This window comes from Methanococcoides mangrovi (genome assembly GCF_052057775.1).
In the GTDB taxonomy this organism is placed as follows: domain Archaea; phylum Halobacteriota; class Methanosarcinia; order Methanosarcinales; family Methanosarcinaceae; genus Methanococcoides.
The window spans coordinates 1,298,074-1,321,263 of sequence record NZ_CP195121.1 but is presented as its reverse complement, the minus strand read 5'-3'; the positions used below and the strand labels follow the sequence as shown (position 1 = coordinate 1,321,263).

General features: G+C 44.4%; 22 protein-coding genes. 10 read left to right on the top strand and 12 right to left on the bottom strand.

Annotation, left to right across the window (positions count from 1 at the left end; genetic code table 11):
• Window positions 1-95 precede the first annotated feature (95 nt).
• Window positions 96-899, bottom strand: a complete 804-nt coding sequence (gene dph5 / locus ACR3I3_RS06780) for a diphthine synthase (protein WP_440951513.1) — start codon at window positions 897-899, stop codon at window positions 96-98.
• A 167-nt stretch (window positions 900-1,066) separates the two neighbouring features.
• Here dph5 and thsA point away from each other — a divergent pair, with 167 nt between their 5' ends.
• Window positions 1,067-2,689 carry a thermosome subunit alpha gene (gene thsA, locus ACR3I3_RS06775; protein ID WP_440951512.1) on the top strand — a complete coding sequence of 541 codons (1,623 nt, stop codon included), beginning with the start codon at window positions 1,067-1,069 and terminating at the stop codon, window positions 2,687-2,689.
• Window positions 2,690-2,730: 41 nt separating this feature from the next.
• On the opposite strand, the gene ACR3I3_RS06770 is transcribed toward thsA, so the two are convergent.
• From ACR3I3_RS06770 to ACR3I3_RS06745, 6 genes are all read right to left on the bottom strand, one after another.
• A complete protein-coding gene (locus ACR3I3_RS06770; protein ID WP_440951511.1) occupies window positions 2,731-3,312 on the bottom strand; it encodes a DUF2119 domain-containing protein in 582 nt (193 codons plus the stop codon).
• Between the two features lie 37 nt (window positions 3,313-3,349).
• A complete protein-coding gene (locus ACR3I3_RS06765) occupies window positions 3,350-4,024 on the bottom strand; it encodes a S4 domain-containing protein (protein WP_440951510.1) in 675 nt (224 codons plus the stop codon).
• Between the two features lie 59 nt (window positions 4,025-4,083).
• Window positions 4,084-5,178 carry an oxidoreductase gene (locus ACR3I3_RS06760; RefSeq protein ID WP_440951509.1) on the bottom strand — a complete coding sequence of 365 codons (1,095 nt, stop codon included), beginning with the start codon at window positions 5,176-5,178 and terminating at the stop codon, window positions 4,084-4,086.
• 153 nt (window positions 5,179-5,331) lie between these two features.
• Window positions 5,332-6,039: a cytochrome c biogenesis protein gene (locus ACR3I3_RS06755; protein WP_440951508.1), complete on the bottom strand. Its 708-nt coding sequence runs from the start codon at window positions 6,037-6,039 to the stop codon at window positions 5,332-5,334.
• Window positions 6,040-6,174: 135 nt separating this feature from the next.
• Window positions 6,175-6,849, bottom strand: coding sequence for a heme exporter protein CcmB (locus tag ACR3I3_RS06750; RefSeq protein WP_440951507.1), 675 nt, complete (start codon window positions 6,847-6,849; stop codon window positions 6,175-6,177).
• Between the two features lie 13 nt (window positions 6,850-6,862).
• Window positions 6,863-7,591 carry an ABC transporter ATP-binding protein gene (locus ACR3I3_RS06745; RefSeq protein WP_440951506.1) on the bottom strand — a complete coding sequence of 243 codons (729 nt, stop codon included), beginning with the start codon at window positions 7,589-7,591 and terminating at the stop codon, window positions 6,863-6,865.
• 167 nt (window positions 7,592-7,758) lie between these two features.
• Here ACR3I3_RS06745 and ACR3I3_RS06740 point away from each other — a divergent pair, with 167 nt between their 5' ends.
• The gene (locus ACR3I3_RS06740; RefSeq protein WP_440951505.1) at window positions 7,759-8,667 is read left to right on the top strand and encodes a TIGR00269 family protein; all 909 of its coding nucleotides are present in this window, start codon (window positions 7,759-7,761) and stop codon (window positions 8,665-8,667) included.
• Between the two features lie 90 nt (window positions 8,668-8,757).
• Here the strand turns inward: ACR3I3_RS06740 and ACR3I3_RS06735 are convergent, their stop codons facing one another.
• The gene (locus ACR3I3_RS06735; RefSeq protein ID WP_440951504.1) at window positions 8,758-9,663 is read right to left on the bottom strand and encodes a DUF7847 domain-containing protein; all 906 of its coding nucleotides are present in this window, start codon (window positions 9,661-9,663) and stop codon (window positions 8,758-8,760) included.
• Window positions 9,664-9,796: 133 nt separating this feature from the next.
• On the opposite strand from ACR3I3_RS06735, the gene ACR3I3_RS06730 reads away from it, so the two are divergent.
• Window positions 9,797-10,252, top strand: a complete 456-nt coding sequence (locus tag ACR3I3_RS06730) for a hypothetical protein (RefSeq protein WP_440951503.1) — start codon at window positions 9,797-9,799, stop codon at window positions 10,250-10,252.
• A 157-nt stretch (window positions 10,253-10,409) separates the two neighbouring features.
• Here ACR3I3_RS06730 and ACR3I3_RS06725 read toward each other — a convergent pair whose 3' ends face one another.
• Together ACR3I3_RS06725 and ACR3I3_RS06720 are read right to left on the bottom strand one after the other, a co-directional pair.
• Window positions 10,410-10,913 carry a class I SAM-dependent methyltransferase gene (locus tag ACR3I3_RS06725; RefSeq protein WP_440951502.1) on the bottom strand — a complete coding sequence of 168 codons (504 nt, stop codon included), beginning with the start codon at window positions 10,911-10,913 and terminating at the stop codon, window positions 10,410-10,412.
• Between the two features lie 243 nt (window positions 10,914-11,156).
• Window positions 11,157-13,178: a sodium-translocating pyrophosphatase gene (locus ACR3I3_RS06720; protein ID WP_440951501.1), complete on the bottom strand. Its 2,022-nt coding sequence runs from the start codon at window positions 13,176-13,178 to the stop codon at window positions 11,157-11,159.
• A gap of 280 nt (window positions 13,179-13,458) precedes the next feature.
• Here ACR3I3_RS06720 and ACR3I3_RS06715 point away from each other — a divergent pair, with 280 nt between their 5' ends.
• The 5 genes from ACR3I3_RS06715 to ACR3I3_RS06695 all read left to right on the top strand — a co-directional run bounded on the left by ACR3I3_RS06715 (window position 13,459) and on the right by ACR3I3_RS06695 (window position 19,200).
• Entirely contained in the window at window positions 13,459-13,908 is a 450-nt protein-coding gene (locus ACR3I3_RS06715; RefSeq protein ID WP_440951500.1) for a hypothetical protein, read from the top strand.
• Window positions 13,909-14,355: 447 nt separating this feature from the next.
• Window positions 14,356-16,308: an acetate--CoA ligase gene (acs, locus tag ACR3I3_RS06710; RefSeq protein ID WP_440951499.1), complete on the top strand. Its 1,953-nt coding sequence runs from the start codon at window positions 14,356-14,358 to the stop codon at window positions 16,306-16,308.
• A 52-nt stretch (window positions 16,309-16,360) separates the two neighbouring features.
• Window positions 16,361-17,008, top strand: a complete 648-nt coding sequence (pyrF, locus tag ACR3I3_RS06705; protein ID WP_440951498.1) for an orotidine-5'-phosphate decarboxylase — start codon at window positions 16,361-16,363, stop codon at window positions 17,006-17,008.
• Window positions 17,009-17,235: 227 nt separating this feature from the next.
• A complete protein-coding gene (locus ACR3I3_RS06700; RefSeq protein WP_440951497.1) occupies window positions 17,236-18,201 on the top strand; it encodes an adenosylcobinamide amidohydrolase in 966 nt (321 codons plus the stop codon).
• Between the two features lie 135 nt (window positions 18,202-18,336).
• Window positions 18,337-19,200: an HD domain-containing protein gene (locus ACR3I3_RS06695; protein WP_440951496.1), complete on the top strand. Its 864-nt coding sequence runs from the start codon at window positions 18,337-18,339 to the stop codon at window positions 19,198-19,200.
• A 51-nt stretch (window positions 19,201-19,251) separates the two neighbouring features.
• Here ACR3I3_RS06695 and ACR3I3_RS06690 read toward each other — a convergent pair whose 3' ends face one another.
• Complete coding sequence (locus ACR3I3_RS06690) at window positions 19,252-19,761, bottom strand: DUF6141 family protein (protein WP_440951495.1); 510 nt, start codon at window positions 19,759-19,761, stop codon at window positions 19,252-19,254.
• Window positions 19,762-20,034: 273 nt separating this feature from the next.
• Here ACR3I3_RS06690 and ACR3I3_RS06685 point away from each other — a divergent pair, with 273 nt between their 5' ends.
• Window positions 20,035-20,253: a tripartite tricarboxylate transporter permease gene (locus ACR3I3_RS06685; protein ID WP_440951494.1), complete on the top strand. Its 219-nt coding sequence runs from the start codon at window positions 20,035-20,037 to the stop codon at window positions 20,251-20,253.
• A gap of 95 nt (window positions 20,254-20,348) precedes the next feature.
• On the opposite strand, the gene ACR3I3_RS06680 is transcribed toward ACR3I3_RS06685, so the two are convergent.
• On the bottom strand, window positions 20,349-21,587 hold the full coding sequence (locus ACR3I3_RS06680) for a pentapeptide repeat-containing protein (protein WP_440951493.1): 1,239 nt from the start codon (window positions 21,585-21,587) through the stop codon (window positions 20,349-20,351).
• Window positions 21,588-21,851: 264 nt separating this feature from the next.
• Between ACR3I3_RS06680 and ACR3I3_RS06675 the strand changes: the two genes are divergently transcribed.
• Entirely contained in the window at window positions 21,852-23,189 is a 1,338-nt protein-coding gene (locus tag ACR3I3_RS06675; protein ID WP_440951492.1) for a hypothetical protein, read from the top strand.
• Window position 23,190: the final 1 nt, after the last annotated feature.

Here is a 23,190-nt window from a genome sequence, read left to right as displayed (position 1 = left end):
ATGGGACTAAAGCCTTATATCAATTGTGCTTTACAACGTTCCTGTCGCTAACGATTAGAAATAACAGGAAGAGAAGATGCCGTTCCGGGGAACGGTCATTCCACATCCTTAAGTATGCCTTCAGGACCGTCTGCAAGTTTCACAAGAGCTTCAGCCTCTACGAAATGCAGATCTGCCGGGATTATCAGGATATGCAGCGGTCCGCCGAGATCGAAATCTTTCAGTGATCCTGCATAATCAGCCTTTACAACAGGAGATGGAGATCCTGCGCGGGCTATGCCTACTGCGATACGGTCCTGCATGACACCTTCGCCGCGTTTGTCCTCTACCTCGAGCAGGATGGAAAGGGCTTCATTTACGGTCATGTACCCTTTGTCCTTGTCAATATCAAGGAACACAGCCGTATGAAGACCGTTCTCCCGGTTCATCTTAATAGTATCGTAAGGTGTTTCGGAGATCACCCTGGTTCCACGGCTGGTGACGTAAGGGTGTGGAACAGTTGCAGCTTTCCCAAATCTGTAGTTCTGCAGGCCTGACAGGCCGCATATTGCGGATGCTATGGAGGCACCATGAACTAAAGAAGTCTCAATGCCCATGGCAAGTGCACGGAGACGGAGGTCGACATGAGTGGTGGAGACCATGGTGTCACCGCCTGTAAGGAATACGACATTCATACCTTTTGCATCAGCGATCCAGTCCTCTGCATGCTGCTCCACATCCTCCCTTGAAAGGACTGTGATCTTCTTCTGGTAGAGCTCTTCCATCTTTTCAAGATCGGTACCCATGAGAACAGAAGTATAGAATTCCACATAGACCTTATCCGCATTGCGTATCTTTTCAAGTCCTTTTAACGATATGTCCTTTTCATCATAAAGTCCAAGTCCTACAAAATCAAGCATAAATACGCTTAAAACCAGCTTTTATGTTAAAGTTTTTGAGCATGCGGTATAAACGCAGTAGAATCATTCGAAACGTATTTATAGAACCATACACAGTTAGTTTCAATCAAATTTAGTAAAAACACTAGACCAATTCATATATCAGATCATCAGGAGGTTCAGATCCAATGGCAGGTCAGCCAGCAATGATAACAGATCCAAGGAAAGAACATATACAGGGCAAGCAGGCCCTTTTCGCGAACATCGCTGCAGCAAAGGCAATTGCAAATATCGTAAAGACAACACTTGGTCCAAAAGGAATGGACAAGATGCTTGTGAACCCGGTGGGAGATATCGTACTCACCAACGATGGTGCAATGATCCTCAGGGGAATGGATATCGAGAACCCTACTGCAAAGATGATCGTGGAGATCGCAAGGACACAGGAAGATATCGCAGGTGACGGTACCACCAGTGCAGCTGTTCTTGCAGGATCACTTCTTGAAAAGGCAGAAGATTTGATCATATCCGGTATTCACCCAACCATTATAATCAAAGGTTTCCTGCAGGCTGCAGACAAAGCTTCAGAACTGCTTGACAACTATGCCATAGAGGTTAATAAAGAGAACAGGGAAGTTCTGCTGAAGATCGCAAAGACCGCAATTGCAGGCAAAGGTGCTGAAGCATACGGAGATCTTATTGCAGACCTCTGTGTCGATGCAGTACTTAAAGTAGAGGTCGATGGAAAGGTCAATGTGAATGAAGGCATCCTCATCACACAGGACCCTGGTCAGCCGATCGAAGAGACCGAACTCCTTGAAGGTATCGTGATAAACAAGGCACGTCTTCACTCTGCAATGCCTGAAGTCGTAGAGAATGCAAAGATCGTTCTCATATCAGCAGATATACTTGTACAGAAGACAAAGAACAAGTCAACATTCCAGATCAGCTCTGCAGACCAGCTGACAGAGTTCCTGAAAAAGGAAGAGGAAGACTTCCACAAGTTACTTGACAAGATCGTTGATACAGGTGCTAATGTCGTAATAGGAACAAAGAACATCGATCAGGCTGCAGCAGACTACTTCCAGAAGAAAGGCATCTTTGCGATCAGGCGTATCAACGACGACGACGTGAAGAGTATTTCAAGAGCAACCGGTGCACATATTGTTAAGAACATCAATGATATCTCCGAGAAGGACCTTGGATATGCAGGTCTTGTTGAACAGATCGGAGCATTCGACCTTGGAAAGACATACTTCAGGGACTGCAAGGGCTCAAAGACCGTGACCCTTCTTCTCAGAGGTTCCTTCGAACACGTGGCAGACAACCTCGAGCGTACGATCGATGATACATTACAGGTTATCAAGAACACCATCGAAGACGAGAAGATCGTTCCTGGTGGCGGTGCAGCAGAGATCGAGGTCGCACAGGGACTTCGTGCATTTGCAGCTACCATCGGTGGTCGTGAACAGCTTGCGATCTCAGCATTTGCAGAAGCAATGGAAGTAATACCAAAAGAAATTGCAGTAAATGCAGGTATGGACGGTATTGACACTATCCTTTCACTTCGTGCAAAACACGGGGAGATCAAGAACGCAGGCCTTGATGTTTACACCGGCGAGATCGATGATACACTTGAGAAAGGCATAGTCGATCCCCTCAGGGTAAAGAAACAGGCCATCAAATCAGCTTCAGAAGTTGCTAACATGGTACTCCGTGTCGACGACATGCTCAAAGCACAGAGAAGAGAGATGATGGATGTTAATCCTGAGCACAACATCCACAACTACGACGCACTCGGAAGCTTGTAAGCTGATATTTAACCGATATTCAATGAGTTGTAAGGGAAACCTTACAACCCATAGAACTTTTTATAATCCTCAATTGCTTTTTTTGCCACTTCAGGATAATGTTTCATCATATATTCGATGAAATCGTCCCTGGAATCACATCCCTTTACAACATCGAGTATACATGCTGCGAATTCCCCGGACCGAGCATTATCTTTCTCGATCTCGAATGTCAGGCACAATGCCTCGACAGGAAAGTACTCCCTTCGGATGTGAGGAGATACAGAGCCCATAAGCACACCTTTCTCAAGAGAACTGAATCCAGGCACCCCTACCTTGTTCACCCTGTCCTTTGATACAAGCTTGCAGAAATTTCCCTTTGAATAGGAATGAAGTTCCACATAGATATCCGGCCTGTACTTCTCAACAACATCAACAATAGCTTTCCCTATACCATGATAATACCCACTTTCGAGTGTAGAGATATACTTCCCCCTATTGACCACAGGCATAACTGCCAGACTACCTGAAAAAGGCATATTAAGGTTCATAAGTACAGATGAGGTATCACGCCATTCCCGACCATGCAGACCTCCGACAAAAAACCTGAAGGGACGACCCTTCCCATAGATCTTCAAAAGCATCGTGGCCAGACCCCTATGAAGTCACTTATCCCATTAATTACAGATTTCCATTGAAACCGACCTTCCTGCCGATCACATATATTTCCTGCTTTCTGGATTCCAGTACCTGCAGAACTTCTATACCGAGGCTCTCTATCTTTGCGATCAGCGGTCTCCTGTTTGTCCTGTCCGGGATCTTGATGACCTGAAGAAGCTTTCCACCATCCTTCAGTAAAGGAAGTACACGTTCTAAAGCTGCCAGGGAGTCCAGAGGCTCCAGTGTCATGTCACTCAGAATAACATCCACAGGCTCTTCAGAAAGTTCCTCAAGAGGCACAGAAAAAACATCCCCGAAAATGACAGATACGTTCTCATTCTCATGGACAAGTTGCCCCAGTTCCGACCTGAAATCACGACTGAACTCCAGTCCCTTTATCTTACCGGCAATCCCTGATGCGAACATGATGAAACCGCCCGCGCTGGAACCAAGATCAAGTACACTATCACCTTCGCTGATAAGACCGGTCTCTTCCTGGATACCTTTCAGCTTGAAATAGCCCTTTGGCATATCAAGACCTTCATCGACTTCGATGTTATCATCAATGGAGATATCTTTTGAAGGTTTTGTTATAACATTACCATCTATCTTCACATGACCGTCACGAACTGCCTGTTTGGAACGTGCACGTGACTTAAAGTAACCCATTTCAACAAGATATGCATCCAGCCTCATGAATTAAAGAATGAAAAGAAACTATAAAAAGATGCGACCACGAATTTCAAAAAAAGAGATTAAGCGGAATCGCCAAAATCATAATTGCAGCGAATTCCATTGTGGTCGAAACACCTGTTACAGGAAACACACCTGGCTTTGTCAGATATGCCATCCCTGAGCTTTACCACAAGATCAGGCTCGCTTATGAAAGGCCTGCTGAACGAGACCATGTCGGCATATCCATTCAAAATGGATTCCATTACTTTCTTCGACCTGATGCCTCCAACCAGTATGACCGGAATGTTCACAGTATCGCTTATCATCTTCGAGTAACGCCTGAAGTATGCTTCCTTTTCCTCTGAATCGATGTTCGGCTGGGACATCACGTCCCCAGCTTCAAATATACCGCCGCTGACCTCAATGGCACAGATACCTGCCTTCTCAAGAAGACTTGCGATCTCCACACATTCAGGAGCATCAAGTCCGAACTTACCGGAAGTGATGTCAAAGCCATCCGTGGCATTCATCTTTACCATGATCGGGAAGTCCTCGCCAAGACTCTCACGAATGAGCCTTGCAATCTCTGTGATGATCCTGGCCCGGCTCTCAACAGAACCTCCCCATTTGTCAGTCCTCTGGTTCGTGTAAGGGGATATGAAACTGCTCAGTAGGAAACCATGGGCACAGTGTATCTGCACACCATCAAATCCTGCCTCCTTTGCACGCCTTGCAGCTTCCACAAAGTCCTCGATGGTGTTGAGGATGTCCTCCTCTGTCATTTCCACAGGTCTTTTCCCTGATGAAGTATCCTCCACAGCTGAAGGTGCAAGAAGAGACATACCTTCCTGTATCATGGACTGGCGGCCACCGTGCACGATCTGCACCACGATCTGGCAGTCGTATTTGTGAACCCTTGATGTTATCTTCCGGTAAGGTTCGATGAACCTGTCATCATAGATGCCCTGCTGCTTATCATTGCTCTTTCCCTGCACGTTCACATAGGAATAACCGGTGATTATAAGGCCCACATCGTTGCGTGCAAGTTCCTCATACATATCGCCAATGGCATCAGTAGGAGTGCCATCTTCCTCTGCAAGCCACTCGTTGGTTGCTGAACGCACAAAACGGTTCTTTATGGTCAGGTCTGCTATGGAAATCGGTTCAAAGAGCATGCTACCTAATCGGCAGCTATTCTTTATATTTTTTGCTGGATGAAGTGGTAAAGGAAAAGAAAAAGGCAGATCTCTGAAAAGAAGCAACCTGAAAAATGAATGAAATTGAAAGATAAACAAAATACACGAAAAGAAAAAGGAAAAAAGAAGTTATCACCTAAGAGATGATCTTAAAGCATTGGCCTCTTCCTCGAGCTTTTCATTGCCTATCTTGTATGAAGTTATAGCTGCGAATACAAGTATGAAAGCGATGATGTTCACAAGCAGTGTCAGCTGCAATGATGTCCCTTCCAACCCGCCGCCGGAGCCATAAGAGGCATCACCGAACATAAGAGGATGTGCTGAACGCCAGAGGCGTATTGACAGAAAGCTCAGGGGCACCGAGACAAAACCCAGTATGCCGAATACTGATGCAAGGCGTGCTTTCTTGTCAGGGGCATCAACTGCCTGACGCAGCAGCAGGTAAGCTACGTAGACCAGGAAAAGTGCAAGGGATGTTGTAAGGCGTGGCTCCCATATCCAGTACCAGCCCCAGGTTGCTTTTGCCCAGATGGAACCTGTGACCAGAACAAGGAATGCGAAGACCACACCCACCTCTGCGGCAGAGCGTGAAACGATATCCCATTTGTATTCACCATTCCTCAGGTAGAGGATGCTTGAGATGAATACTACTGTAAATGCAAGATAGGATGTAATTGCAACAGGCATGTGGAAATAGAATATCCTGAAGCTGCTGTCCAGGACCTCACCGGACTCGCCTTTCATCTCCGGAAGGTAGAAGAATATCATACCGATGGCCAGCAGCATGATCGCAGCAGCCACCAGTGGCAAGACCTTACCTGTAAAACTCCTGTCCGACATTTGAAAACTCCGATAATAAGATTGAATGATGTAGGTAGTAGTAACTCCCCGGTATATAAGTATTAATCTTTTTACCATTGCTTCCAGTATTTTTGATCGATCGAGAAACGATCCTGTATCTGCAATCCTGTGCCTTCAATCCTGTATCACATATTCGAAGACCAGCTGTGCCACAAGGAAGAACACAACATCATAGATGACCAGCAATCTCAGCTCCTGTGATATATCCCACATTGAAGCTCCGGAAAGTGTACTTCCCGTTGCCATCACAGCAGGTATCAGCACAGGCAATACCAGTGGCAGAAGCAGTACAGGAAGCAGGATCTCACGGGTGCGGGTGTTCACTGTCAGTGCAGAGAGAAGTGTACCCACACAGACAAAACCGATGGTCCCCAGAGCGATCACCAGGGACAGTAACAGCAACCCGCCGATGTTGTAGTTGAACAGGATAACGAAAAGCGGGATCGTGATAAGCTCCACTATAAGCATCAGGATGATGTTCGCAACAGCCTTTCCTGTGTAGATCACAGACCTGCCCACAGGACAGAGTTTCAATCCTTCAAGGCAACCATTCTCCAGCTCCGCCACAAAGGAGCGGGAGAGGCCGATGGAGCCTGCAAAGATGAACGCTATCCAGAGAACTCCCGGTGCGACCATGGCCACACTCTCCGAAGAACCAAGGATAGAACCAAAGGAAATGCTGAATATAACGATAACGAGCAGTGAGAAGATGACCATGGAATTGAGCATCTGCTTTGTGCGGAATTCCTCCTTAAGGTCCTTTGCTGCGATATCAAGGATACGTATCATTGAAAACTCCCGATCATACTGAAATGTGACTGCTTACCTTAGACATGTAGATCTCTTTTAGTTCTTCTGCTGAACCTACTTCAGATATCGGACCGTCGAATACGATCCTCCCGCCGTCCAGTATAAGGACACGGCTGCACATTTTGAACGTGTTCGTGATATCGTGGGTCACCATCACCCTTGTGGTATCCTGAGGATCCAGTTCCTGAAGGACCTTCTCAAAGGTCAGGCTTGCGTGCTGGTCCAGTCCTGTATATGGCTCATCGAGGAACAATAGCTGTGGTTCATGTATCAGTGACCTTGCAATGGAAAGCCGCTGTTTCATACCTCTGGAAAAAGTGGAAACCCTGTCATCAGCTCTGCCGGTAAGTTCTACCTGATCCAGAAGCTTATGGATACGATGTCCCAGATCATCTGAACCGATCCCATACATCTTCCCGAAGAAACGCAGGTTCTCCTCTGCCGTAAGGTCGTTGTACAGATGTGTTTCATGGGAGATAACCCCGATCATGCGTCTTACTGAAGCCGGATCATCTGCAACGTTATGTCCATTGATCTCAACTGAACCTTTCGAAGGAGAGGAAAGGGTGGACATGATCTTAACAAGGGTGGTCTTGCCGGCCCCGTTGGGACCAAGTATGGCAACGAATTCACCTTTTTTTATGTCCAGATCAATGCTTTTGAGAACGGGAAAGTTCCCGAAGCTTTTAGAAACATTGCTTAGTGACAGTATGCCATCCATCGGAATAAGATTACTTTATATGTAAATTAACGTTTTGATGTGATGACAGGCGAAGATGGGTATTTTACAGATACAGGATTAACATAGTATAATCCTTCAGAGCATCTGTTAAAACCCCAAAGTTCTAATATCATAGTTTCTTTTGAGAAGGAAAGGAGCTCTTTCAAATGCCTATAAAATGCATGAAATGTAACAGGGATGCCATTATTTTCCAGAAGTACTCCGGCATGCACCTTTGCAAGAAACATTTCATTGAAGATGTGGAACGCAAGATCAAGCTGACCATCAGGAAACAGTACAATGTCGAGAAAGGCGACATCATTGCTGTCGCACTTAGCGGAGGCAAGGATAGTGTCGTCCTGCTGCATGTGCTTCACAAGATATTCAGCAAAAGGCGGGATGTGGAACTTGTCGCCATCACTATTGACGAGGGCATTGAAGGCTACAGGGAAGTTACGCTTGAAAAGGCAAGAAAGCTCACATCAGAGCTGGGTGTCAGGCACATTGTACGCTCTTTTAAGGACGAGTACGGAAAAACGCTGGATGAGCTGACAGCACAGGAGAGAGAGCTTGGTGCATGCAGCTACTGTGGCGTCCTGAGAAAGTCACTGATGAACAAGATCGCGAATGAGATAGGTGCTACGAAACTTGCCACCGGCCACAACCTTGACGATGAGGCCCAGACCGTCATGATGAACCACCTCGGAGGCGATGTGGAACGTATGATACGTCTCTCACCGCCAAGAGCGCTGGAAGGTCTCGTGCTTCGTGCAAAGCCTTTGCGCAAGGTCCCTGAGAAAGAGATCGCACTTTATGCTATTGTGAACGAGCTTCCTTTCGATATGAGCGAATGCCCGTATGCCCATGAGGCCCTCAGGGGAGAGGTCCGGGACATGATAAACGAGTTCGAAGTAAAGCACCCCGGAACCAAGTACTCCATCCTCAGGGGATTCGACAAGATGGTAGGTATACTTGGAAGGGAATTCCCACAGGCAGAGCTTACGGATTGCAGGATATGCGGAGAACCATGTACGGCTGAACTTTGTCAGGCATGCAAACTCCTTGGAAGAACCTGAAAAATATTTGACCTCCTCCTGATTTGAAGGCAGATCGGATCGTGAAAAATCATTCAGGCAGCGTTAGATCTGTCAATAGATATCTATCTTTCAAGGATACTCAAGAAGCTCGCTTATATCATACAGTTCTTTTCCTGACCTTGACATGTAAAGGCGGGTCCACCATACTGTGATAAGTGGCTGGATCACTCCGATCGAAAGAATGAAACTGATAAATGCCCAGACAGCTCCGACAGCTTCTATAGTAGACATAACTTCACTGAGAAGGTTGCTCAGGACAGATATGCTGATCATCACAAGGAAAAGCAACAGGACATCCAGCTTGTTCCCCTTGAAAAAACCATAGGCTTTTTTAAGACCGGACATAGGATCAAGATTATCCACTACCAGACAGAACTCCAGAGGAATCAGCACAATGGAAACGATCACTGCATAAACGACCCACAGAAGAAAACCAAATAGCAGCATTGCACTTGAGACTAACGCGTTCTCGGGGTTGGACATCAATGCGCCAAAGTCGTTCGTAACAAGCGCCCCGGGTACCATAAAGATGACACCTGCGAGGATTATCAGGAATACCATAATCTTTGCCAGAAGCAGGTTAATGACATTCTTATGTGCATAACTGAACATATCAGAAAGTGTCGTATGCCCGGATTCGCAAGCTGATTTTGCCATTCCCACAGCACCGGCAGTGAAGTAGGACTGGACGAATGCCATTACCAGCATTGTTAGGATAACAAATACAATGACTATGCCAATGCTTTCATTGAACAGAGGCATGATCATCTCCATTGTTTCTTCAGGAGAAAGGGAAGACGGATCCGAGATCCCGGATGCAAATGGTGCAAGTACAATGAAGGACAGGATGATAAAGGCCATTAAAAGGACAAGCATACTTAGAAGCATGTTAAAGATGAAAGGTATGGCTATTCCTAAATTACGTACCCATGTTCCAAATCCCTTGTTTAGAACAGTTCCCAGATCTTCATGCATATTTTTTATCTCCTCAGGATAGATTAAAACCGTTTCTGACATTATATAAATATTGCTTAAATCCCGACAACAAAGTGAACATTTTATGAATAATACAGATCATATTGACATAAGTATAGAAGGAGGTACTGTTATGGAAGAGAAGAATGGAAAAGAGATACTTGTTATCGGCCATTGCCTTGCAAACGTCTATTCACGTCTCAAGGGTATCAAAGCTCCACCAAAGATGGAGATTTGCAGCAGGAACGTGATCCAGCTACCATGCCCTGAAATGATCTACCTTGGAAGCGCCAGAAGGGAGATAACAAAAGACCAGCTGGATAACCCTAACTACAGGCGCTTTTGCCGCACCCTTTTCGAGCCCTTTGCCGACATGATCGAACAGTTCTACCAGGAAGGGTATTCAATAAAACTGCTGGGCGTCCCAAACAGCCCATCATGTGGTGCTGAAACCACATCCATAGGGGGACCTGGAGGACGTGTAGCTGAATTTATGCATGAGAACGTCGAAGGTATGGGAGTCTTCTACGAAGAGATAATGAAAGAACTTGGGGAAAGAGGTGTTTTCTTCGAAATGTGTGATTCGTAAGTAAGTTTCATTTCGTTCTATTTTATTCGGTTGGCTTCAAAGCTCTGACAACTACAAAAGAGCCCTGCCCATGACCTGGTATCACTGGCTCGATCTCCTTTATTTCCATCATGTCCCTGAAGATCGTCTGGCTGAAGAAGAAATCCTTAAAACCGGATTATTTGAGATGGGACACGACCTCTCCCACAGAATAGAAAGTTGCCATTCCGTAGAAAACATTTTTCCTCTTTTCTTCCTGATATGACCTGCCAACAGGGCTGTTCCTGTCTATAAACCCAATAACAAAGGAACCACCCGGTACCAGAATCCTGTTAACTTCCCTGAACGCGGACATAATGTCATCAAGAAAGCAGATCGTTGTGGTCATCATTACAAGGTCGAAACAGGAATCTGCAAACGGAAGTTTTTCAGCTACGCCCCTGACAGCTTCGATCCCTCTTTTCCTTGAGATGTTGAGCATGGCACCCGAGGGGTCCAGACCACAATGGATATCCAGAGGAACTGCAAACCTGGCACTCCCAACACCTATCTCAACACCTTTTGAAAATGGTGGAATATTATCCCTCAATGCCTTCAGCTCTGAGATGTAGACAGGAGCATTATCCTCGAACCACCTATCATATCTTGATGTATACCTTTCAAATGGCATTGTTCTCGGCATGGAAGATCAGACCTTATTTATTCATATATTTGTTTAGTTAGCTATTAAGAGATCACCAGAAATATATCATTTTTTTTCTTAAATATATCAATACCTGAGATCACAGCTCATCTTTTTTTCGCTTAGAAGATAAAAGATCAGATCGTCTTAGAAATGATATCAAAAGAAATTAAAGAAATAATAACTTGAAAAAGAAAAGAGATGATCCGGCACTGACCGGATCGAATTTTCAGGTATTAAAATTTAGAACAGGCCCCTTCCGATGAACAGAGTAGAGAACAGGATCGCGATCATGTTAACTACCTTGATCAGTGCGTTAAGAGCAGGACCTGATGTGTCCTTGAACGGGTCACCGACTGTGTCACCGACAACTGCTGCCTTGTGAGCATCGGAACCTTTTCCGCCGTGTGCTCCATCTTCGATGAGCTTCTTTGCGTTATCCCATGCTCCTCCACCGTTGTTCATGGTCATAGCAAGAAGAAGACCTGCAACGATGATACCGATAAGCAATCCTCCAAGGGCTTCCGGACCAAGCACGAATCCAACTAAAAGTGGAACGAAGATAGCAAGGATACCTGGAATTGCCATTTCACGGATAGCTGCTGCGGTAACGATGTCCACACACTTACCGTATTCTGGCTTTGCAGTGCCTTCCATGATACCAGGAATCTCCCTGAACTGGCGGCGAACTTCATTAACAATAGAGAATGCTGCAGTTCCTACTGCCCTCATTGTGACAGCAGTGAACAGGAATGGAAGCAGTCCACCGATAAGGAGACCAACAAGAACCACAGGGTTGTCAAGGCTGAGTGAACCTGCCTCGAGGTGGACCTTGTGCCTGTAATCTGCAAAAAGTGCCAGTGCACCAAGTGCTGCGGAACCAATTGCGTAACCCTTTGTTACTGCCTTTGTGGTGTTTCCTACTGCATCAAGTGCATCGGTGATGTTACGTACTTCTGAAGGCATCTGTGCCATTTCAGCGATACCACCGGCGTTGTCAGTGATAGGACCGTATGAGTCAAGAGCCACGATCATACCTGTGGTAGAAAGCATTGCTGCTGCTGCAATAGCAATACCGTAAACACCCATTGCAGGATCGGCTGCACCGCCTACTACGAAGTAGGATGCAAGGATACCGGCAACGATGATAATAAGTGGAAGTGCAGTACTTTCAAAACCAATTGCAAGACCGGAGATGACATTTGTACCAGCACCAGTTTCAGATGCACCGGCAATTGTCTTGACCGGACGGAAGCTTGTGGAAGTGTAGTACTCTGTAAATACTACCATCAATACCATTATGATAATACCCACAAGGGATGCGTAGTAGAATCTCATGTCTCCCATAAGGAAGTCGGTTACGAAATAGAATGCGATCAGACTAAGAATTGCTGATACTGCAACACCCTTATAGAGTGCTTTCATGATCTTTCCATCGCTGCCTACCTTCACGAAGAAGATAGAGATAATGGAAGCAAAGATAGCCACTGAACCGAGGGTCAATGGGTAAAGGATAGCATTTGAATATCCTGATTCAACGATAAGGGAACCAAGAAGCATTGATGCGAGGACAGTAACGACATATGTCTCGAAAAGATCTGCACCCATACCGGCACAGTCACCAACATTGTCACCTACGTTATCAGCAATGACACCGGCGTTCCTTGGATCATCCTCAGGAATACCAGCCTCGACCTTACCAACAAGGTCAGCACCTACGTCTGCGGCCTTTGTGAAGATACCTCCACCGACCCTTGCGAAAAGGCTGATAAGACTTGCACCGAAACCGAATCCGACCACAAGATCAACATCGCCGTAAAGGATGTAGAAACCACTGGTACCCAGCAGTGCAAGACCTACCACTGCAAGTCCTGTTACAGCTCCACCACGGAATGCGACAGACATTGCTTCCTGCAAGCCTTTTGAAGCTGCGTGTGCTGTCCTGACATTAGCCCTGACAGATACGTTCATTCCAACATATCCAGCAAGTGCGGATGCAGCTGCACCAACAATGAATCCGATTGCGATCTTGCCACTGTCAGCTCCCAGAAGGAAGAACATAAGCGCAGCAAGAATAATTGCTACTACAGCTACGGTCTTATACTGACGATTCAGATAAGCCATAGCACCCTCTTGGATCGCAAGTGAGATCTCCTGCATCTCCTTTGTACCTGTTCCTTCCTTAAGGACACGGGAAGCGAAGAATGCAGCAAACACCAAGCTTACGATACCTGCCAGAGGGGCAAGGTAAATTAAACTCTCCATAATCATACTCCTCTTTGTTTAGATCTAATTTTGATCGATATGATATATTATAATAGTAACTACATACAAATCCAATAAGAGAATTTGTTGTTTACTTATATATAGTGCTAAAAGCAGGTTGAAATAGAACACACTAAATATGAATGTATCGATTGGAAAATGTTAAGATGTTGCGATCTGAACGTAATCTATTCAATTTGAATGGATCTGAATGCAATAAATTGTTCCGGCAGGGAAAGATTGCGTTAGAAATATTTACCTTTAATACAATGCTGACATTATGAAAGTGCTTTCTTTCTTTGTGTTTCTCATTGTCCTGTCCTCTGCATCATTGACCGCATTAGCTCAGGAAGCAGATGATAACACCGATTTCATGCACTTTGACAAAATGGTCATGCGTTTTGAAGGAACAGATGCCCATGTGACAGTAACTTACGATCTGGATACGTTCGCAAGGATGTATGTACTTGCATTCGGGACAAGACATCTGGAATCATCCTTTGAGAACATCTTTTCCGAGTATGAAGAAGCCGAGGTAATACAGATTGGCTATGATACCGCAGTTATAGACCTGAAGGATGTATCCAGATTAAGTGATAGCTATTACCTTCACGATGGACGTGACCTTGGAACACATATAGACTCCCTTGATGTGATATATCCCGATGGGACTGCCAAGACCCTTACATCCGTGACAAGGACACCAAATATATTCTATGTGAAAAAATAAAACCGGATCATTCTTTCCCGCCTATATAAGAACTATTTAAATATACATCTAATAAAAATACGTTATATTATATTAATATCATGATTAATGATTATCTATATATGTTATTGAAACAGTATATTAATTAGAGCGCAGGCTTTACCATACGTACCACCACTCCCCGCCAGGTGATCCCCATCATATTAATTTACCTGCGCTCCCCCCTCACCTGGTAACAGGATGCACTGACGGGAAGTTATGCACCTTACAATGAACTCATTCTGCCGCCCCATCGAGTGACCCATAAATAACATAAACCACAGGACACAAAACTGAAGTGTACTGTTTGAAATGAATTTCAACGAATTGGGGGATCTTATACCAAAAGGTCAAATATTTGTCTGTCACATATATTAGCCTGATTAATCGTTATAAATTGAGATCGTCCTTAGACCATAAGAGGGGGTTGTGAATATTACGGAAACTATAGAATCGTTACTAAAGGAGCAGAAGAAGTATTACCCGCCGGAAGAATTTGTCAGGAATGCCAATATGAAAGACCCTCTGATATATGAAAAAGCTGAAGCTGACTATGAGGGATTCTGGGAAGAACTCGCCTACAATATCGACTGGTTCGAAAAATGGGATACTGTCCTTGACTGGCAGCCACCTCATGCAAAGTGGTTCACCGGTGGAAAACTAAATGCTTCCTATAACTGTCTCGATCGTCATATCTCAAGACACGGCGATAAAACTGCCCTAATCTGGGAAGGAGAGATGGAGAATTCCGCGACCTATACATACAGGGAACTGCTGGATGAAACTGCACGTTTTGCTTCTGCATTAAAGAAAATGGGCATAAAGAAGGGAGATGTTGTAACGATCTACCTTCCCATGATACCTGAAGCAGTTATATCCATGCTTGCATGTTCCAGGATTGGTGCACCACACAGTGTTGTCTTTGCAGGGTTCTCCTCAGAAGCCCTGGCACAGCGTATGAATGACGCTAACAGCCATTACCTCATCACATGTGACGGATACTTCCACAAAGGAAAGCTCATCGAACAAAAAGAAAAAGCAGACATAGGTCTTGAAACCTGTGATTGTGTGGAGAAGGTCATTGTGACCAACCATGCCGCGAATGCCATCGCAATGAAAGAGGACAGGGACATCTGGTGGGACGACCTTATTCACAATGTCGACTCCGAATGTGAACCCGAACATATGGATGCAGAGGACATCCTGTTCCTGATGTACACCAGCGGTACAACCGGAAAACCAAAGGGAGTTGTCCACACCACCGGAGGCTATATGGTAAGCACGAACGTGACCTCCAAATGGATATTCGATCTGAAGGATGATGACATATTCTGGTGTACTGCCGATGTCGGATGGATCACAGGACATTCCTATCTTGTATACGGCCCTCTATCGAACTGTGCGACCATCGTTATGCACGAAGGGGCACCGGACTATCCGGACAGGGGCAGGTTCTGGGACATCGTGGAAAAATACGGTGTCACTATATTCTATACAGCGCCTACTGCAATACGGACATTCATGAAATGGGGAGATGACATACCCGCAAAGTATGACCTCTCATCCCTGCGCCTGCTTGGAAGTGTTGGCGAACCCATCAACCCTAAGGCATGGTTATGGTACTACGAGATCATCGGAAATTCCAGGTGCCCCATCGTAGATACGTGGTGGCAGACCGAGACCGGGATGATAATGATAAGTCCGCTACCAGGACTCACCACAATGAAGCCTGGTACCGCTACAAGACCATTCCCGGGCATCAAGGCAGCAGTCCTTGACGAGGAAGGGAATGAAGTACCTGAAGGAATCGGCGGCTATCTTGCCATAGAGAGACCATGGCCAAGCATGATCAGGACCATCAATGGCGATGAACAGAGATTCCTTGATACGTACTGGAGCAAGTGGGGTCCCGAGCGTTACCTTGCAGGTGATGGTGCACGTGAGGATAAGGACGGTTATTTCTGGGTGCTTGGTCGCCTTGATGATGTTATCAAAGTTTCCGGACACAGGCTCGGAACCATGGAGATCGAAAGCTCACTCGTATCACATCCGTCAGTTGCAGAAGCTGCTGTTGATGGAAAAGAAGACGAGATAAAGGGAGAGGTTGTCGTAGCATATGTGATCCTTGAATCCGGTGCAGAGGCCAATGATGAACTTGAACAGGAGCTAAAGGAACACGTTGTGGAAGATATAGGTCCAATTGCCCGTCCAAAGCAGATCATCTTCACGGATGACCTTCCAAAGACAAGAAGCGGAAAGATCATGAGGCGTGTACTGAAAGCGATCACAAATGATACCGAGGTGGGGGACATTACAACTCTCCAGAACCCTGCTATTGTTGAGGAGCTCAAAAGAAAGGTTAAAGAGCTAAGGGAACATTGAACCCGTTAGTATAACCAGTAAATGTTCCAAAAAAGTAGACAGGAGATGCCCTATGGATAAGAAGAATTGTTTGATCCTCGCCCTTGACGTTACAAACAGGGAAGATGCCCTGCGTATTGCAAATGAAGTATCCGAATATGTGGATTCCATTAAGGTAGGATATCCGCTTGTACTTGGAGAAGGGCTGGGCATCGTTAAGGAACTCGCAGAGATCGCTCCGGTGATCGCAGACTTCAAGGTCGCAGACATCCCTAATACAGACCGTCTGATCTGCGAGCATGTTTTCAAAGCCGGAGCCGATGCGATCATAACACATGGTTTCACCGGCCGTGACAGCCTTGACGCCTGTGTGAAGGTCGCAGAGGAATATGGCAGGGACGTCTATGTTGTAACCGAGATGAGCCACCCCGGAGGTGTGGAGTTCTTCCGCCCTGTTGCCGAAACCATTGCAAAAATGGCCGCTGATGCAGGAGCCACAGGTGTTGTAGCACCTGCCACCAGACCCGAAAGAGTCAGAGACATCCGAAAGATCATCGGAGATGAACTGCATATAATCTCACCAGGGGTAGGTGCACAGGGAGGCAGCGCTGCAGATGTGATAAAAGCAGGTGCTGACTGGGTTATCGTAGGACGCAGTATCTATAACTCTGAATCCCCTGCAAGAGCCGCCATGGAGATCTGCAACGAAATGAAATGCTGATCAGTTATCGCCTGTGATGATAAATCGTTCTGAGAAATGATGAACCCTATGAGTACTGAGGCGATATTATTATAACAGAAGGTAGTGGTCAGACGGAACGAAAGATACTTTTTGAAACATCTTCAGGTGAAGTTGCATACATTCAGGGCAGCTCTCTGGTCGTAAAGCTTCCCAAAGGAAGAAAGACCCTGACCACCTCATGGCTCAACGGAGGATATCATGAAGATATGCAAGCGGTATTCAATCACAAAATACCACACCGAAGCCATGGTTCCGGCGACCTCGAAGGGGGAAGTGTTCCGGAATACCTCAGGATAGTTGCAGACAGGCTTGGCCTTGAACCGGATACATCATCCGGGATGCTCACAACTGCAAGTATGGATAATGCAGTTATCGTTTCTGATTCATTCAGGGGCCTGGAGGTAACTGCCATCGTCACAGCCGGGGTCGAGATCAACGGAGGACGTGCCGGGGATCCTGCATCCTACTACCAGGAAGACGAAAGGTTCGAACCTGTGGGCGGAACCGTAAATATCATTCTTTTGATCGGAGCAGACCTTCCGGAATATTCAATATCAAGAGCGATCATTACAGCTACCGAGGCAAAGAGTGCTGCATTGCAGCAGCTCATGGCACCCAGCAGATATTCAAATGGTCTGGCAACAGGTACAGGAACTGATATGATATCGGTTGTTGTGGATGCCACAAGCCCGCTGAAACTAACGGATGCCGGGAAACATTCAAAGCTCGGGGAACTTATCGGAAAATGTGTCCTAGAAGCAGTAACAAATGCTGTGGGAATTCAATCAGAGATTACACCGATCAGCCAGAGGGACATGCTTGTAAGGCTGGACCGCTTCGATGTTGATGAAGCACAATACTGGAAAGTGGCATCAACCCTTGAGGGAGAGAATAAAAGACACCGCTTCACAGAGGAACTTCGCAAAGTGTCACGAAATCCGGCACTTGTAGCTGCAACTGCTTCTGTGATCCACATCATTGATGAGGTCTCATGGGGGCTCATACCCGAAAATGCCGGAAGGAAAACTGCTATTGCCATCATGAAAGGACTTCCTCAAATGCTCGACATGAATGTTGAAATGCCGGCAGATGAAATCCTAAGCGAGTACAACAATATCCTCGACAACTGGATCGTTGCTACCTCATGGATAGTAAAGAACAGAATAGACTGAATTATCAGATCTCTTTTTAAATTCACTGCCATAATGTCCGAGCTGTACGAAACATTTATCCATAAAATAGGAATAACGTCCACTAAATAAAGATAATCTTAAAGGGTCATTTTAATCAAATATGGAGTCCTCATCATGAAAATACGTGAACTGATTGCCCGGAATTGTGACAAAACTGAAAAAAAAGGAAACGGAATTACCATCTATAGAGGTAAAGTCTCCGAACCTATAGAAACGCCCGAATACTTCGCATATCTGGATTTCCTGTCAGACGAACCTTCCAGAAAAATCTGGCACAGTGATGATTACAGGATGTTTCTAATAGAGATCGATGGAGAGATCACGATCTATGAACATGTAAGGCTGGCAAATTACAGGATACAGTCACTTGAACTCCAGGAAAAATACGGAGAAAAAAAGAAAAAGACCCTTCCGGAACTTGCTGAGGTGTTTGAATTCGTCAGCAATGCGCACAAGAACGATACAAGGAAATCAGGTACTCCATACATATCCCATCCAATGGATGTAGCATCGATCCTTCTCAAAGAGAATGCATCAGCCGATCTTATCCTTGCAGGACTGCTCCATGACATCGTAGAGGATACCGACATTGATATTGCGACAGTATTAAGGAGATATGGTCAGCAGGTAGCTGATTATGTGGATGCTGTTACCGAACCTGAAGAACTGAGACGGGCTGCAAACGGAAACAAAGCAGAGAACTGGAAAGACAGGAAAGAATACACCATCAGAAAGATTGGAAGGGCAAACAGCGAGGTCAAACTCCTGTCATGTGCAGACAAGCTTGCAAATATCAGGGACCTTATAAGCGATATAAGGATAGAAGGAGAAGGTTTCTGGGATAAGTTCAATGCACCAAAGGAAGATCAGGAATGGTACTACCGCTCAATGCTGGAAGCTTTTGCTACAGGTCCACAGAACATCAAAGAGACACGTGCATACCTTGATTTCAAGGAATGTGTGGAAAAATTGTTCTGAGCGAACATTAACAAAGAATAAATAACTATTTTTGACTGCCAGACTGCCTACTCAGGCTTTTCTGGCACTTTGTTCCAGCGCTAGCAGGAATTCATGTGTCCTTTGCGAACCGATGAGCAGATGCTTCCCATTCCTGAACTCCAGCATTATACCATCATTGCCGCTTATGTTGTATGCCTTCCCGTTACGACCATAGCGGATGCCCCAACCACCATAATCGCGCAGGGCACTGTAATGAACCGCCTTATAACTGGCAATATCCGGGTATTTGAACTTCCTGAAACTGAGATGGAACGGGAAAAAGCGAACATAAACACCATCTTCCCGCACTTCGGCCACTAGTTTCATTGAAAAGATGAATAGAGGGAACAGAAAACCAAAGATGGCAGTAAGAATAACCATCATGGCATCCGATGTAGGATTGTTGCCGAAAGGCTGCCCGAGGAACAGTTGCTTGTATGCTCCGTAAAGTGTTACAACTGTAGGGATCAGCACCAGCGAGCTTACCCAGAACTGTCTGAACTTCTGAACTTCCCTGAATTTTGGATCTTCTCTTGGCATATCAATACACATGTGCGATTATATTTAACATTGCTTTTCTAAATATCGTCAATTGCATAAATATTTATGGTATTATAAAGACGGCCCTTATTCCTGAAAAAGCGTTAGAGCGAACGATAATGAAAGATAAAAAATGGATCGCCTAAAATATGACATATTTTATAAAAACTGGAAATGATTATAACCAATAATACAGACTAAGAGTAAAAAACCCAGAGATACATGGAACAGAAAGATTACACATCCTGAAAAACGAAATTCAAAGGAACAAAAATGTCTTCCGAGATAACCATACCGATATTACTTCTGTCAGTACTCATCGGGTATGCTCTGGGAATAGCATCCGGTCTTATTCCCGGGATCCACACGAACAACTTTGCCCTGATGCTGGTAGCACTCTCCCCCATGCTCATGGACAACGGCATACCGGCAATCTGCATCGCCGTGGCTATCCTGGCAAACTCCCTGTCTCACACTTTCCACGCTGTATAAACCCTTTGGTTAATACATACCCCGTACTTAAGGCTTGCTAGAATGTATTAAGCAAAAATATGGAGGAGTACTTTCCCCTCACTAAAATGCAAACATTAATCTTTTGGTTTCTCGAAAAGGAGGGGATGAGTTCCTTTCAATCTGGAAACATCTATGCTAAACTTGGAATTATAAAGTGTGTGTGCTTTCGAAAGTTGATTAATTGTCAAACCGATAGCCCCCTCAAGATTAGCACCCCGAAGTTTTGCTGCGTCAAGTTTAGCTCCCTCAAGATTAGCTTCCCTAAGATCAGCTTCCCAAAGATCAGCTCCTCTAAGATCAGCTCCCTCAAGTTTAGCTTCTCTAAAATCAGTTCTCAAAAGATCAGCCCCCCTAAGATCAGCTCCCTCAAGATTTGTTTTCTCAAGATGAGCACTCATAAGATTAGCTTTAATAAGAGTAGCTTCAATAAGATTGGCTCCCCTAAGATCAGCTCCCGAAAGAGCAGCAGATTTAAAATCAGCTTTATAAAGATTAGCGTCTTCAAGATGGGCTGCCATAAGACCTGCATTCCAAAAACGAACTTTTTCAAGACGAGATTGCCCTAAATGAGCTTCAAAAAGATTAGCTTGTTCAAGGTATGAACCTCTAAGATCAGCATGTTTAAGATCAGCTTGCTCAAGATTAGCTTCCTCAAGATTTGAATCTCTTAAATCAGCATATTCAAGATTAGCGTTGTTCAAATCAACCCTTTTTAGATTAGTTCGTTTTAAGTTCAAAATTCCCGGTTCACCATTCACATAGTTTAGTTCTCTTTTGACGAGAATGGTACATATGGCTTGGATATCTATCCCGGCTTCTTCGGCTTTATCAATTGTCTCCGGTACAGCCGAATTAATCCGGACATAACTCGTCAGTATTTCCATAATTGGCCAGTAATCCTTTTCGGACTCTTTGCTAATTCTCTCAAGGGCATATATCCCACCCAACCGGATTTCTAACTCTGGCTTTCCCAATTGGTCTATTGCACGGGTAAACCGCTCGGTTATCTGCCCTTCCTTGGAAATTTCCAAGTTATCTTCTGAAACAGCAACACGTCTTTCCGTAATCGAAATACGCCACCATGTTAATAAGAGACCGATGAGAATGGCAAACCCACCGGCAATTTGCGCCGATGTTGCACGAATTCGATTTTCCATTTCGATTAACTCGTGACTAGACATGCTTCCTTGTAAAGGAGCAACTTTGGTTTCGGGATAGACAAAGATTAGACAATATGTAAAAAATGCGTACAGCAGTAGGATAAAAGGAACCACTAACGGTTTAATTATGCTATATAATTCGTTTTTATCCATTTCCTCACTCCACAATTTATATTTTGTCATTCTTTCTTTTAACGTTTTTGATAACTTCAATTACCAAAATATGATGTACATTGCCTGTACTCGAAGATTAGATGTATGATCTGGAATATGGCCTTGCTGAAGAACTAACAACTGATGTATCCGACCATTATCCTGTTTATGTGGAATTTTGGATCAGCAACGATACTGTATAAGAAACTGTACACCTATCTTTATATTTATGAACATATATTTAGAATTCGAGAGTGAAATTAATTGACACAAAATAAGGCATTACCCATACTTCTCCATGAGTTGTCTAATTTTATCATTGAAGAAGTGGAAACTACGAAAGAAAAGAATCAGATACATATTTCGCAGGAAACATACGTAAAGCCAAAAATAATAGATTTCACTTATGAGAAAGGATTTGGTGGACTCCAATATAGCTTTGAGAAAGTCACTAAAGACGAATGGAGAATGGGAGACAGAATTGATTTCGTTGAAAAGGAAATAAAAAAATCTGACCAATTCAAAGACGTTGTTGAAGTAATTACTAAAACGTATTCTGTAGATGAGGAAAGAGTCGAGTCTAACGTCTCCATGTTTGCTCAAAGAATAGCAAGTACAACTATTGATGGAATAACCAACGATGATGTCATCGAACTTGTTACTTTATTTATTAGTGAATTAGAAAAGAATCCAATATTGTGGCAACCAGTTGTTTGGATTGATGGAGTCTGGATGGAAACTGATTCCATTGAAATATTGGATAATCTTATAATTAGAAAACCTACAACAGACGACTTGGAAGTGGAATCTTACGACACGTGGTCCATAAACCAAAATCTCCATAATCGACCTTCAGCAATATTTGAAGCACAATTAAGAGAAAAAGGTGCAATTCCGGTTCAAAATGAGATTGAATCTATTGTAGCTGCATTAAGACTTTTCAAACTCGGATCTGTTGAAATCATAAGTACAGAGTTGAATCCAAATTCAATTTTTAGTATGCCGGGTGGAAGGTCAAGCACATTGCGTTACATACATGCTCGCTATAAATATGGCCTATCTAATGAAGATGTAAAACCTCTTAACGATTTCTTCATAAGAATTAAACCGTTAATCCACTCTGAAATTACTGAAAAGAGCCTTGAGGAATCAGATTATCTCTCTATAGCATATGATAGATACGGGGATGCTCTGTTGAAAAGCACCGTTTATGAAAATAGAATTGCTACTGCAATGATGGCTCTTGAAGCTCTTTATTTAAAAGATACTGAGAAGGGAGAACTGACGGAAAGACTTTCGCAAAGAGTAGCAATGGCCCTTAAACCGTTTGGATATGAACCATTAAAAGTCTATAATTTTGTAAAACAGGCATACGATGTAAGGAGCAACTATGTCCACGGATCAAAAGTTAAACAACAAAATATTGTAGAACTTGCAGAAACCATCTTAGACTATTGTCGCCTTTCAATAATCTTATTCCTTCAGATACATGATGAACTTGAGAAGGATAAACTAATCAAATTGCTTAGCTATTCCCTCTTGGATGATAGCAAAAAAGCAGAATATCATAAGCTTATGAAAGACAAATACCCAATCCATTGAT